Here is a 13,260-nt window from a genome sequence, read left to right as displayed (position 1 = left end):
CGCCGGGCCGGTGGGTGCCGCTGGACCCGGCACCCACGGCCGGGGGAGCCGCCGGTCCGGTGGGGTTCACCCCAGCGGGCCGCCCGTTTCCGTCAGTTCGCCGTCGGACAGCCGTAGCCAGCGGTCCACGCCGATCCGGTCGAGGAACCGTTCGTCGTGGCTGATGACCACGAACGCTCCCTGGTAGGAGGCGAGGGCGCCCTCCAGCTGCTCGGTGCCGGACAGGTCGAGGTTGTTCGTCGGCTCGTCCAGCAGCAGCAGCCGGGGGGCCGGTTCGGCGTACAGCACGCAGGCCAGGGTGGCGCGCAGCAGTTCCCCGCCGGAGAGCGCCCCGACGGGCAGCTGGGCCCGGGCGCCCCGGAACAGGAACCGGGCGAGCAGGTTCATCCGCTCGGCCTCGGGGCGGCCCGGGGCCCAGTCGGCCAGGTTCCGGGCCACGGTGCGCTCCGGGTCCAGCAGGTCGAGCCGCTGGGACAGGTACGCGGTCCGGCCGTCGGCGCGCCGCAGGGTGCCCCCGTCCGGGGCGAGGTCGCCGTGCAGCAGCCGCAGCAGGGTGGTCTTGCCCGCGCCGTTGGGGCCGGTCAGCGCGATCCGTTCGGGTCCGCGCACGGTGAGCCCGACGCCGTCCGCGCCGAACAGCGGCCGGTCGCCGTGGCGCACCTGGAGCGACTCCCCGAGGAACAGGGTGCGTCCGGCGGGCACCCGGGTGTCCGGCAGGTCCAGGGCGAGGCGCGGTTCGTCGCGCAGGGCGCGCTCGGCCTCGTCCAGCCGGGCCCTGGCGCCCTCGACCCGGGCGGCGTGGGTCTGCCCGGACCGCCCCGCCGCCTCCTGCGCGCCGCGCTTCATGTTCCCGGCGAAGATCCGGGGCAGCCCCGCGTCCTTGAGGTTGCGGGCGGCGTTGCTCATCCGCCGGTCGGCGCGTTCCCGGGCCTGCCGCAGTTCCCGCTTCTCGCGCTTGAGGTCCTGTTCGGCGTTGCGGACGTTCTTCTCCGCGACGTCCCGTTCCGCTTGGACGGCCTCCTGGTAGGCGGTGAAGTTCCCGCCGTACGTGCGGAGTCCGTCGGGCCCGAGTTCCACGATCCGGTCCATCCGGTCGAGGAGCGCCCGGTCGTGGCTGACCAGCAGCAGGGCGCCCGGCCAGTCGGACAGCACCTCGTGGAGGCGCTGGCGGGCCTCGCCGTCGAGGTTGTTGGTGGGTTCGTCGAGGAGCAGCACGTCGGGCCGGACCAGCAGCCGGGCGGCGAGCCCCAGGGAGACGGTCTGACCGCCGCTGAGGGTGCCGAGGGTCCGGTCGAGGGCGAGGTGGCCGAGACCCAGCCGGTCGAGCTGGGCGCGGGTGCGTTCCTCGACGTCCCAGTCGTCGCCGACGGTGGCGAAGTGCTCCTCGCGCACGTCGCCGGACTCGATGGCGTCCAGGGCGGAGACCACCCCGTCGATCCCCAGCACCTGGGCCACGGTCAGCTCCGGGGTCAGGGGGAGGCTCTGCGGGAGGTAGCCGAGGGTACCGGTGACGGTCACGGACCCGGCGGTGGGCCGCAGTTCACCGGCGATCAGCTTGAGCAGGGTGCTCTTGCCGGAGCCGTTGGGCGCGACGAGGCCGGTGCGGCCACCGCCCACGGAGCAGTTCAGGTCCCGGAGGACGGGGGTGTCGTCGGGCCAGGAGAAGGACAGCTGGGAGCAGACGACGGTGGCGTCGGACATGTGCGGAGACCTCACGGGGGAGTGGGGCGGCGCGCACCCGGCGGCCGGACGGCACGTCGACCGTCCGGATCGTCGCTGGTTCACCGGGGTTCGTCACGGTTCGTCACGAGCCGTTACGGTCCATCACGGGTCAGCGTTGATCGCGGGATCGTCGTGGTGCGGTGGGGCGCCCGCCCTCGGCAGACGAGGGGCGGCGGATACGACTGCGCGGGCCACGGCGTCGACGCCGATGCGTCCGCCGGTGGCCGGTCAGCCCCGGGTGTCACCCGGAGATGTCGTCGTCACCCGCCATGGCTGCTCTCCTCGCGGAAGGGTGTGGGGCGCCTCCAGCGTAACAACGCGGGCGTCCGCCGTCCCGTGAATTAACGCTCGGCCCCGCCGACCGGCGCGGACGCCTCCGCCTCCTCGGGTCCCGTGGCCCTTTCGGTTCCTCTGGCTCCCTCGGCTCCTCCGGCTCCCTCGGTTCCTCCGGCCTCCTCGGTTCCTCCGGCCCTCCCGGTTCCTCCGGCCTCCCCGGTTCCTCCGGCTCTCCGGGTTTCTCCTGCCGCCCCGGCCCCCTCGGCCTCCTCGGACGTCTTCCGGGCGGGCTCCGGTCCCGTCCCCCGCGTCCCCCGCGCCTCGCGGGCCTCGGGAGTTTCCTGGGCCTCGGGTGCCTCGGGTGCCTCGGGTGCCTCGGGTGCCTCCGGGGCGGGGACGGCGTCCCGGGCGTCCCGTTCGCGGCGGACGTCGGGGAGGCGGCGGGCGACCGCCCGGGCTATCCGGGGCGCGTCCAGCCCGAGTTCGCGCAGCATCCCGCTGACGGGGTTGGTGAACCCGGTGAAGTACAGACCGGGCGCGCCCTTCGGGCACCGCCCGCCGCGCACCCGGGGGCGTCCGTCGGAGGTGAGCACCCCGAGGTGGCCGACGAGCGGTTCGAGGCCGCGCGCGTAGCCGGTGGCGGCGATGACGGCGTCCGGTCCGACGCGGGAGCCGTCCGCGAGGACCACCTCGCCGCCGTCGAACGACTCCACCGCGGCCACGATCTCGATCCGCCCGGTCCGCACCGCCTTGACGAATCCGGTGTCCACGACGGGCAGCGCGCCGTGCCGCACCCGGGTGCGCAGTCCGGTGCGGGGCCGGGGCAGCCCGTGCGCGCGGAGGTCCGGGACGCTCACCCGGGCCAGCGCCCGGGCCAGTTGGTTCGCCAGGGGGGCCGGGACCCGGCGGGTCAGGACCGCGCCCGACTGGGCCGGCCACCCCAGGGTGGCGCGGCGGACGATGTGCGGGACGGTGCGCACCGCGAGCCGGACCCGGGCGGCGCCCCCCTCGACCAGGTCCACCGCGATCTCGGCGCCGGTGTTCCCGGCGCCCACCACCAGGACGTCGTCGCCCGCGTAGGGGGCGGGGTCGCGGTAGCGGGAGGCGTGCAGCAGGGTCCCGGGGTACGCGTCGGCGCCGGGCCACGCGAGCGGCCGGGGCGTGTGGTGGTGACCGGTGGCGACGACGACGGCCGAACCGGCCAGCTCCCGCCCGCCGCTGGCGCTCAGCACCCAGCCGCCGCCGTCGGGGGCGGGGTCGACGCGGGTCACCTCGACCCCGGTGACGACCTCCAGCTCATGGTGCTCGGCGTACTTCTCCAGGTACCGCACCAGATGGTCGCGGCCGACCCAGCGGCCGAAGGACCGGGGGATCGGCAGCCCGGGCAGCGCGGAGCGGCGCCGGGTGGTGTGCAGTCGCAGCCGGTCGTAGTGGCCGCGCCAGGCGGTGCCCACCGCGTCGCCCTTCTCCAGGACCACGGCCCGCACCCCGCGCGAGCGCAGCGCGTACGCCGTGGCGAGGCCGCCGGGGCCGCCGCCGATGACGTAGACGGGACGGTCGTCCGTGCGGAGCAGGGCGGCTTTGTCGTGGTCTGAGGTGACGGCCATGAGCAGCGAGCGTAATCCCGTCCTGAGTTGATTGGTCTCGGTCAAGACCGAAATGCGTTGCGAATTGATCACGGACGTTCATGAGGGTGGAGGTTTCCGGCCACTTCGGACCGTCGGCCTCCTGTCGGTCCGCCCCTGGTCCGCCCTGGCCAGCCCCGGTCCGCTCCCCGGCCCATCCGTAATTACCCCGGTCCGCTGATCGGGTGGGTGTTCAATGAACGCATCAGGCAGGCCCCGATGACCAGCGAGGACGCGATGGAGACGACGGAGACGACGGAGGCGGGACCGGTCCTGCGGGGCGCGGGGCTGGAGCTGCGCCCCTGGGACGCGGAGGCGCCCGACGACCTGTCGGCGTGGCTGCGCGGGCTGACCGACCCGGAGTTCCTGCGCTGGAACACCCCGATGATCACGGTCGCCACGGAGGAGGACGCCCGCGTCTCGCTGACCGCCCGCGCGGAGCAGGCCCGGCAGGGCACCGCCGCCTCGTTCCGCGTCACCGACGCGGAGACGGGCGCGGCCCTCGGCCACATCGGCGTCAACAACGTCAACGACGCGCTGCGGCAGGCGATCGTCGGCTACTGGACCCTGCCGGAGGCCCGGGGCCGGGGCGTCGCGACCCGCGCCCTGGCGCTGGTGAGCGGCTGGGCGTTCCGCGAACGCGGGCTGCACCGGCTGGAACTGGGCCACGCCTCGGACCACGGGGTGTCCTGCCGGATCGCGGAGCGGACGGGCTACCGGGCCGAGGGGACCCTGCGGGACGCGATGTTCGCGGCGGGACGGCACGACGCCTTCCGCGACGTCCATCTGCACGCCCGGCTCGCCACGGACCCGTACCCGGCGGTGGGCTGACCCCCCCCCCGGGACCTCGCGGGACTTCCCGGGCTTCTCGACCCGCTCCCGGGTTCCCTGGGCCGGGCTAGGCGGAGTGGGAGGCACGGCCTTCCTGGCCACGCCCCTCCGGCCCGCGACCACCCTCCGGCCCACGCCCCTCCGGCCCACGCCCCTCCGGACCCGGGCCGCCCGACCGGGGCGCGGGCAGCCCGGCCAGGGTGAGGTGGTGCAGCGCGGCGGCGTTGTGCACCAGCGCCGAGCGGGCCTGGGCGTCGGCGGGGTCGATCAGCAGCAGCCGGACGGCGGCGTTCATCGCGCGCAACTGCTCGCAGCGGTGGCGCCGTTCACGGTCGGGCAGGCAGCGCCAGGCGGTGTTGCCCTGCTCCGCCATGATCCGTGAGGACCGCGCGGCCTCGCCGTCCCGGTCGCTGAACCGCAGCCCGTACCGGGCCACCAGGACGTACGCCGCGACCACGCACCCCACCAGCGCGGCGTCGAAGCCGACCCAGGCCCACGGGGCGACGGCGTCCCCGAACAGCGTGGCCACCACCGCGCCCACCCCGCCGCCGCCGAGCCCCAGCAGCACCGCGCCGCCCAGCAGCCCCCCGATCGCCAGCCCGAACACCTCGTCGTCCGACTCGGGCTTGAAGGCGAGGAAACGAGCGGCGCGGGCCGTGGCGGGCGCGGGCTCCGCGATGACGACGGTCTTACCCCAACTGGCCATGGAGACCCTTCCCCAAACGTGCGGCACCCGGGCGGGCCACCGGCGCGCCCAGGGTGGGAGTCGTTGACGACACGACACGGGCGGCCGGGGAGGCCCGCCCGGGATGAGCAGCATTGTGAGCGGTGGGGCGGGTGTCCCGGGCGGGATTCCTGTGGGTGACAACGGGCGGGAGGCGCAACCACCCGCCCGGGCCGTACCCGTGTTTCCCCGGGGCGCTGGTGTGCGGACCGTCCGGTCAGCGAGATGTCCGGTTCGCTGTGATGTACAGATGGATTCGGCCAAGGTCAGTGGATCGGCCAATTAGTCGTGGAACGCGCGCTTCCCGTTGATCGTCGGCGGCCACGGGTCCAAGCTCGGCCCAGCCGGGGCGGGGGCCCCGGCGCACCATGGGGAAGCAAGGAGAGTTCCATCGTCATGTCGATTCGCAGAACGTTCTCCGTCGCGGCCGTGGCGGCGACCCTGGCGGGCACCGCGCTGATCGCCGCGCCCACCGCCCAGGCGGCACCCGCCGCGTCCTCGGCGCCCACCGCCGCCCAGTCCGGCTGGCGCAACTACGGTCCGTACTACTCCGCGATCAACTGTCGTTCGACGGGTGAGGCCCTGGTCCGGGTCGGCCACGCGCTGGAGTACGACTGCGGCCCGGCCCCGGCCTACGAACTGTGGGTCCGTCGCGGATGACCTCCCGGGCCTGACGCCCACCACCACGCCGTCCGGCCCCGGCACCCCGGGGCCGGGCGGTGCGGCACGCGTTCCGCGAACCGCCGCGTCCGGCAAGGTGGTTGGGCCGCCCTGGTCGCCCTGGCCGCCTTGGAAGCGTCTCCGGCGCCCCGGACGTCACCCGGACGTCCCCCCCTCCCCGGAAACGTCACCCCCGTGGGCGGACTTCCGGCCGATCGCGGCGCGGGAACCGTCCGGGCCTCCGCGCTGACGTCCGACGGTCGCCGCCCCGTACGACGCGCCCGACCGCCCTCGGAGACCGCCGCCGCCCACCCGCGCCGCCCGGCCCACCGCCCGCCCGTACGCGGTCCGCCTACCGCCCGCACACGGTCCGCCTCCCACCCTCACGCGGTGGACGGACGGGGGCGGTTCCTCTTTCGGGTCATGGTCACCGCCGGGCGCCTCCCCGCCGCGCCGCCCGCGCACCCCGCTGACCAGGCCGGACGAACGGCCCGCGCCGGGCTTGGCCGAGAACGCGCGGATGCGGCGTCCGCCTCCTGGGAGGTCGCGTTCCACGTCTGAGTGAATACGGAACGTTCCCGTGTTCCGTTCGCCCCTCCCGTGGCCCGACGAAAGGGCACCGCCATGCTTCCGGCCGTGCGCAGGACGACGACAACCCCCGTGGCGCGACGGCTCGCCGTAGCGGCCCTCACGGCCCTCGCGCTGGGCGGCTCCCTGGCACCCGCCGCCCCGGCGGCGCCCACGCCCCCGTCCCCGGCCCCGGCGGCGAGAGGCGCGGAAGCGGCGGTGGTGGAAGCGGCCGGGGAAGCGGCCGGGGAAGAGACCCCCGCCGCCCCCGTGCCGACCGTCGTCTTCGGTGACTCGGCCACCGCCAACTACGGCCTCGCGCCCTGGAGCCAGTCCGACCCCGGCGGTTTCTTCTGCTTCCGCGCGGAGGAGAACTACCCCGCCGTCGCCGCCCGGCGCCTCGCGGACCGGGGCGTCACGCTGGACGTCAGGTCGGACGTCTCCTGCGGGGGCGCTCTCGTCCACCACGTCTGGGACGAACAGGAGACGCTGTCCGGAACCGGACTGAAGGTGCCGCCGCAACAGGACGCCTTCAAGGACGACACCGCGCTGGCCGTGGGCGGCCTGGGCGGCAACACGCTGGACTTCGTCCGCGTCCTGAAGCAGTGCTCCGACGTCCTCCGCGGCGACGGGCACGCCCTGCTGCCCGGCACCCCGGTGGACGCGGCCGAACCGGCCGCCGACTGCGGCGGGTTCTTCGGCTCCGGAGCCGGGAAGCGGTGGCTGGACGGGCGGTTCGAGCGGGTGGCGGAGGAACTGGAGGAACTGCTCGACCACATCGCGTACTTCTCCCCCGGGGCGGAGCGGGTCCTGGTCGGCTACCCCCGGCTGATCCCCGCCGACACCACCAGGTGCCTGACTCCGGCCCCGGGCCAGACCGAGCCGCCGTTCGCGGACGTCCCACGGGACGCCCTGCCGCTCCTGGACCGGACGCAGAAGCGGTTGAACGACGTGATGCGGAAGGCCGCCGCCGACGCCGAGGGCGGGGCCCGCTTCGTGGACCTCTACGCCCGCACCGGCGCGGCCACCGCCTGTGACGGCGCCGAACGGGGCATCGGCGGTCTGCTGGAGGACTCCCGGATCAGGATCGGCGACCGGTCGCTCCCCTGGTACGCGCACCCCAACGAGAAGGGCCGCGACCTCCAGGCCCGTCACGTGGCGGACGCCGTGGAGAAGGCCCTCGACCGGTAACGGACGCACCCATCGGACGCCGCCTCCCCCTCGGCTCGGGGCCGGACGGCCCAGGATCACACGGTGTCAGGGCCAGAGCAGCGAGCGCCGCCACCCGGACGCGGCCACCACCCGTCCGGCTCGGGCCCCGCCGGAACCACCGATCCCCTCCGCCCGACCGGTGCTCTCCGTCCCACCGGTACCCTCCCGGGCGTATTGGAGCCGGACGTGCCGTCGCCGGACGTCCCCCTGGAAGAACTCCACCTCGTCCGGGTCGAGGGCGTAGAGCGTCCAGCTCGGTACGGCGGCGTCGGGCTCGGCGGCGGCGCGCTCCCAGGCGGCGGCGGAGGCGTCAGCCAACTCGTCGAGCCCGCCGAGCGGTTGGCTCTGCCGTCCGGTGAGGGCGGCGGCCAGCGCGCCGGTGGTCCGCCGGGCCAGGTCCGCCCGCGCCTCCTGCGCTGGCAGTACGGTGACGGGCCCGCGCACCCGCACCTGGCGGGCCCGCGCGGGCCAGTAGAAGCCGAGCGCCGCGTACGGGCGGGCCGTGAGCTGACGCCCCTTGCGGCTCGTCGCGTGCGAGGCGAACAGCCAGCCCCGGTCGTCCACCCCGTGCAGCATCACGGTCCGCACGTCGGGCAGTCCGTCCGCGTCGGCCGTCGCCAGGGACGGGGTGTGCGGCTCGGGCTGCCCGGCCGCCACGGCGTCCGCGAACCACTCGGTGAACAGCGCGCGGGGCTCGTCCGGGGCCGCCTCCGGATCGAACCGGGGCAGCTCCGGCAGGTCCCAGACCCGCAGAGCGCTCAGCAGGGCGTCGAGTTCCGTGTCCATGACGCCCATGATCCCGGTACGGCCCGCCCGCGCACCCCGACCAGCCGGGCCGAGCGGGGCGACGGGGACGCCCGTACGGGAACGGGGGCGGCCACGTCCGACTCGTCCCAGGCGCGCCCGGGAGCGAGGTCCGGGGCCCGGTGCGGACAGACGGCGCCGGTTCGCCCCAGGGCGCCCGAGGGCACGGCGCGGTCGTCCGCCAGCCCGGGGCACACGGCCCCGGTTGGCACGTCTTGGTGAACGAGGCGATGAGCAGCGGCCCGCGCCCGCTCTCGGCATCGGCTCCGCTTCCACCCGGGGCGTCTGGAGCCGCTCGGGACAGGCGGGTCCGCTGGGGGCGACGGCGGTACTTGGTCCGGACGAGGAACCACCCCCTACCCCGCCGGGTGATCGTCCCCGAAGGTGACGCCCAACTCGGCCATGAGCGCCTCGGCCAGCTGAGGGGCCTGGGAACGTTCGAGGACCACTTGCCTGAGCGAGGCCACGCCGCGCACCTGGTGGAGGTCGTTGCCGCGCAGATCGAGGCCGCGGTACGTGCCGCCCGTGAACTCGGTCAGGCGGAGGTCGCAGTCGTCCAGCAGGGCCCGGCCCAGGTCGGCTGCTTCGAACGTGGCCTCGCGGAACGAGCACGAGGAGAAGATCACAGGCCCCGAGGCGCGGACCCGGACGAATGTGCCGTAGTCGAGCTTGCAGTGTTCGAACAGCGCGTTGTCCAGAGTGATCCCGTCGAACACGGAACCCATCAACTTGCAGTCGCGGAACACGACACGGGACAGCTTGCTGTCGGTCCACCGCAGGGCACCGAGATCGGACCCCGTGAACTCCACGGAGTCGACACGGACCCGGTCGAGTCGGGTGCGCCGGACGGTGAGGCCGCTGATCCGCCCGTTCAGCAGATGGGTGTCGGCCAGATCGAGGTCCCGTAGGTCGGCGTCGGAGTACTGGAACTCCGCCACCCGACCCCGCGCGTTCTCCAGCGTGGAGACGTTGGACAGGTAGGACCCCGGCTCGTCCGGAGCGGGAAGTGCCACGCTCGTGCGCCGGACGGTGCGGATGTTCATGGATGACCTCTCAAGGGTGATACGGCCGGTACCGCTGGTGGTAGTGCCTGGGAGTGCTACCACCAGCGGCGGGTCTACTTCTTGCTCCAGTTGTCCCAGGTCGGCCGGTTGTCGAAGGGGGCCGGGGTCTTCGCCCAGTTGTCCCAGGTCGGGCGGTTGTCCCAGGGTGTTCCCGCAGTCGTGTGGGACAGGACGTCACTGGTGGAGGACAACTCCACCACGATGGGCGCGTTCGACGAGACGAGGCGTTCCAGGGTCGTCATGCGTGTGTCTCCTTGGAAGCGAGGTGGGACAGGGCGGTGACCAGGGACTGCCGGGAGACACGGCAGTAGTTCGTTTCGGTGGTCCGGAAGCTGCCGTTCTCGAAGTAGCGGTTGGCCGCTTGGGCGCCACGGCAGAAGTCGAAGAACTCGCACTCGGCCTGGCAGCGATCCAATCCCGTGAGGAACTCCCGCACGTACCCGAGCTGGTGGGCGTCGCGGACGATCTCTCCCAGGGTGCGATCGAGGACGCTGCCTGCCAGGAAGTCGTCGTACCGGGGCGCCTGGGTATCCGCGAGCTCGGGAGAGAGCAGGACCACGTCCCCTTTCCACGAGACGGTGGGAATCGGGTCCAGGCGTCGTTGCTCCCACTCGGCACGTCGACCTGATCGGATCAGCCGCAGGTACTCGGAGAGCCGCTCGACTTCCCGGATGGCCGGAGCGTCCAGGTGCCGCCGTGTCCAGACCAGAACCCGGCCCCAGAATTCCTCGGCTTGAGAGGGCGTGGGCGGCTCCCGGTAGGTGTTGACGCCCTCCACCTCCTCGATGTTGAGGCCCGCTGAGCAGCACCCCAGAGAGGCCAGGAAATTCAGTAGACTTTCCGGCTCGGTGATACCGGACACCCCGACGACGGAGATCACGGAGAAGGGGATGCCGTGGTCGCGCAATCGGGAGACACCGCGTGAGATCCGCTCGAAAGCGGCCTTGCCCCGGAGATCGACCCGCTCGGCGTTCATGCTGGCGGGGCCGTCTATGCTCACCCCGACACGAACCTCCCGTGAGGCCAGCAGCTCACACCACGCGTCAGTGACGAGTGTCGCGTTCGTCTGAACGTAGTGGCGGACACGGCCAACGTGGCGCAGTTCCTCGAACGGTTCGAGCAGGGTCGTGAACGCGTCGGTTCCCACGGCGAGTGGTTCGCCGCCGTGCCACACGATGCCGACGGGGCCTCCCACGTCCTCGAAGCGGGCGACCGAGTCCGCCACGGCGACGGCCACGTCCGGGGACATTCGGTGCTTCAGCTTGCGGAACGGGAGATAGCAGTAACGGCAGTCGAGGTTGCACCAGGTCGTGGGTTGGACGACAACGGTTCGTGGTGCTGTGAACCGTTCGGAGTAGCGGGCACGCCAGGAGGAATCGCGGTAGCGCATGGTGGTCCTCTCCTCTGTGGACAGGGGCGTCACCAGGCCGGGGCGGGAGCCGACGGCTGGACGGGACCACCATCTGGTTCATCGAGCCGGATTCATGCTGACATCACCATGTCATCCCGGATGACATGTCATCCCGGGACTCGATTACGGAACCGCTCAATCCTTTATCCACAAGGGGGTTGGGCCGGACAGGTGTGGACTAGGGTGGCGACCGTGCCTCGCTCGATCCTGATTCATGACGGTCACACCGCCCGTGACATCGGCTTGGTGTACATCTGCTCGGGCTACCTCGTCGAAGGTGGTCGGGTGCTGCTCGTCCATCACAACCGCTTCGACAAATGGGTGCCGCCAGGTGGGCACATCGAACCCGGCGAGTCCTTCGCTGGAACTGCGGTTCGGGAGTTCAAGGAGGAGACGGGTCTGGTGGTGGAGGCTCTGTCCAGCCAGCCCCCCGTCCACTCGCCTGACGGCAATGCCACCCCCGAGCCGGTTCCGTTCTACGTCGATGTCGAGCGCGAGGGATTCATCACTCCGGCGCTGGTGCAGTTCTTCTACGTCCGGCGCGCGGCGGATAGCCAGGGGCGCCCAGTGGAAGCGCAACTGGACGAGGTCCACGGCGCGGCCTGGTTCGGCCTGGAAGATCTCAACGGTCTCAAAACGTTCGATCAGGTTCGTTCCCTGGCCCGGTTCGCTCTGTTGAACTACCCGGCTAGTGAGGAACGCGCCCGCGTGTGAGCTGCGGTCCTACTTTCCGACGAGGCGGTACCCGCTGGCTCCGGCCACGGCCGACGCCACGACGAGTCGGGCGGGGGTTCCACCGAGGGAGACCGTTACCGCGTGGTTGAGGCGCTGGACGTACTTGGGAACCGAGGACGGCGCCACGTACAGAGCCCTTGCGATGTGGTCGACCGTGAGCCCGGACTCACCCGCGTGGTAAAGGGTCTTCGCCAGGTCGAGCAAGCGTGCTGACAAGGCGCAGGGAACCATGTCTTCCCGGTCTTGTGTTCTGAGGAGGATCCTGTTCCCAGGGCCGAGCGAGACGTGCTCGATCACCGTTCCGTCCGTCTCCTCGTCCATGGATGAGGAGAGATCTCCGCCGACGCTCATCCGGGCCAGACAACGCCTCGCTTCCTCGTAGGCGGCGGCCGTGTAGTAAGCCGCCCGGATGGTGGTACGCCCACCGGATGCTCCCGGCTCGCTCCACAACCCGGCTTCCTCATCCCACAGGCCGTCCATCAACCGCCATGACCTGGCGAGCCGGGGATCCAGAGGACTGGTCCCGGCCTGGAGCGCCGCCTGGACGCAGAGCGCGTACGCCAGGTGCTCCCAGGCCGTTCCCTGTACATCCTTGTCGTCCTCGACGAAGGTTTCCCAACGGTGGTGATGGTGCGACAGCCAACGCCCCGCTTCGACGATGACCTGCGAGAGCCGCTTTGTCTGGACGGTACGGTTCACCCCTCCGACCTCGCGGCTCTCGTCCTCACGCGTAGGCGTGCCGTCAGGGCGGGGCCCTGAGCGCCCCTCCGCCGCCAACGCCAAGAGGATCAGCGCGGTCTTGCTTGGGCTGGGAGCGGTGTCGACATACGTTCGCCACCCCCATGCCCCGCTTGGCCGTCGGTGATAGAGCAAGCCGTGGACACCGTGATCGATCAACAGATCTACCCGTCCCAGGAGCTCGCTGGTGTCCAACCCGCCAGCGAAGACGAGCTCGGGCCCCAGCGCGTGCAGGGCGTCCCGGAGTTCCACGAGTCCCCGTACGACGAGGGCGGTCTGATGGAGGGAGGTGTCGTTCAGCCCCACCACTTCCGGCCATCCGTGGTCCACTTGGTGCTCCTCAAGCCACCTCACACACCAAGCGGTGGTTTCCGGCACCCGGTCGTGCGAGAAGAAGCGGGGATGGGACAGCAGCCCCGTCAGGCCGAAGGCGATGAATCTGGTGTGCTCACCTCGGCCCCCGCTCTGCCGGGGACGGCAGTGGTCGGGGATCGCGTTCACCAGAAAGCCCAGTGCCTGCCGCACCGGCTGACCTGCGATGCCGGCGGCCCGTAGGACGGGTAACACCTCGCTCGTGTTGACGATCGACGACACCGAGGTGAGCGTCAGCCCCCATCCGCCGTCGTGTCCCTGATGGCGAAGCAGGGTGCGGGCAGCCGTTCCCACTCGCTCCTCGAAGGCCGCCAGCCCCGCCCGCGTCCTCTTCATTCCGCCGCCTCCGCCGAAGATACGGATAGCACGGCCGGACCGTACCCAACCTGGTTGCCGGGAAAGCGTATTCGCACTCCCGCACATCCATTCCCCCCATCTCGCGACTGTCGGGCGAAGATCCGTGCTCCGTTGTGGAAGTGGATGGTGAGACTGAAGGAGCCCGCCCGTTCGCCGCGGACG

At 72.4% G+C, this 13,260-nt stretch carries 11 protein-coding genes and 1 pseudogene; 4 read left to right on the top strand and 8 right to left on the bottom strand.

Annotated elements, in window-relative coordinates; translation table 11 throughout:
- Positions 1–66: 66 nt before the first annotated feature.
- Positions 67–1,701 (bottom strand): ABC-F family ATP-binding cassette domain-containing protein, encoded by a 1,635-nt coding sequence (locus ACVWNX_RS13630; protein ID WP_454414185.1) that lies wholly within the window; start codon positions 1,699–1,701, stop codon positions 67–69.
- A 734-nt stretch (positions 1,702–2,435) separates the two neighbouring features.
- Positions 2,436–3,605: pseudogene (locus tag ACVWNX_RS13625) on the bottom strand (flavin-containing monooxygenase); the annotation flags it as partial.
- Positions 3,606–3,842: 237 nt separating this feature from the next.
- Between ACVWNX_RS13625 and ACVWNX_RS13620 the strand changes: the two are divergent.
- Positions 3,843–4,454, top strand: coding sequence for a GNAT family N-acetyltransferase (locus tag ACVWNX_RS13620; protein ID WP_454414184.1), 612 nt, complete (start codon positions 3,843–3,845; stop codon positions 4,452–4,454).
- 67 nt (positions 4,455–4,521) lie between these two features.
- On the opposite strand, the gene ACVWNX_RS13615 is transcribed toward ACVWNX_RS13620, so the two are convergent.
- The gene (locus ACVWNX_RS13615; protein WP_454414183.1) at positions 4,522–5,160 is read right to left on the bottom strand and encodes a hypothetical protein; all 639 of its coding nucleotides are present in this window, start codon (positions 5,158–5,160) and stop codon (positions 4,522–4,524) included.
- A gap of 414 nt (positions 5,161–5,574) precedes the next feature.
- On the opposite strand from ACVWNX_RS13615, the gene ACVWNX_RS13610 reads away from it, so the two are divergent.
- Both ACVWNX_RS13610 and ACVWNX_RS13605 read left to right on the top strand, forming a co-directional pair.
- Positions 5,575–5,838, top strand: coding sequence for a hypothetical protein (locus ACVWNX_RS13610; RefSeq protein ID WP_454414182.1), 264 nt, complete (start codon positions 5,575–5,577; stop codon positions 5,836–5,838).
- A 636-nt stretch (positions 5,839–6,474) separates the two neighbouring features.
- A complete protein-coding gene (locus ACVWNX_RS13605) occupies positions 6,475–7,596 on the top strand; it encodes an SGNH/GDSL hydrolase family protein (RefSeq protein WP_454414181.1) in 1,122 nt (373 codons plus the stop codon).
- Between the two features lie 66 nt (positions 7,597–7,662).
- Here the strand turns inward: ACVWNX_RS13605 and ACVWNX_RS13600 are convergent, their stop codons facing one another.
- The 4 genes from ACVWNX_RS13600 to amcB form a co-directional block, all read right to left on the bottom strand.
- Positions 7,663–8,403 (bottom strand): pyridoxine/pyridoxamine 5'-phosphate oxidase, encoded by a 741-nt coding sequence (locus tag ACVWNX_RS13600; RefSeq protein ID WP_454414180.1) that lies wholly within the window; start codon positions 8,401–8,403, stop codon positions 7,663–7,665.
- A 374-nt stretch (positions 8,404–8,777) separates the two neighbouring features.
- Positions 8,778–9,464 carry a pentapeptide repeat-containing protein gene (locus ACVWNX_RS13595; RefSeq protein WP_454414179.1) on the bottom strand — a complete coding sequence of 229 codons (687 nt, stop codon included), beginning with the start codon at positions 9,462–9,464 and terminating at the stop codon, positions 8,778–8,780.
- A gap of 74 nt (positions 9,465–9,538) precedes the next feature.
- A complete protein-coding gene (gene amcA, locus ACVWNX_RS13590) occupies positions 9,539–9,727 on the bottom strand; it encodes a multiple cyclophane-containing RiPP AmcA (protein ID WP_454414178.1) in 189 nt (62 codons plus the stop codon).
- Complete coding sequence (gene amcB, locus ACVWNX_RS13585; protein WP_454414177.1) at positions 9,724–10,875, bottom strand: cyclophane-forming radical SAM peptide maturase AmcB; 1,152 nt, start codon at positions 10,873–10,875, stop codon at positions 9,724–9,726. Before amcB ends, amcA begins: the two co-directional genes overlap by 4 nt.
- Positions 10,876–11,088: 213 nt before the next feature.
- Here amcB and ACVWNX_RS13580 point away from each other — a divergent pair, with 213 nt between their 5' ends.
- On the top strand, positions 11,089–11,610 hold the full coding sequence (locus tag ACVWNX_RS13580) for an NUDIX domain-containing protein (protein ID WP_454414176.1): 522 nt from the start codon (positions 11,089–11,091) through the stop codon (positions 11,608–11,610).
- 9 nt (positions 11,611–11,619) lie between these two features.
- Here the strand turns inward: ACVWNX_RS13580 and ACVWNX_RS13575 are convergent, their stop codons facing one another.
- Positions 11,620–13,077, bottom strand: coding sequence for a hypothetical protein (locus tag ACVWNX_RS13575; RefSeq protein WP_454414175.1), 1,458 nt, complete (start codon positions 13,075–13,077; stop codon positions 11,620–11,622).
- Positions 13,078–13,260: the final 183 nt, after the last annotated feature.

The organism is Streptomyces sp. JNUCC 64 (genome assembly GCF_054484115.1).
The sequence above is the reverse complement of the archived record's forward strand: the minus strand, read 5'-3'. Positions and strand labels throughout refer to the sequence as shown.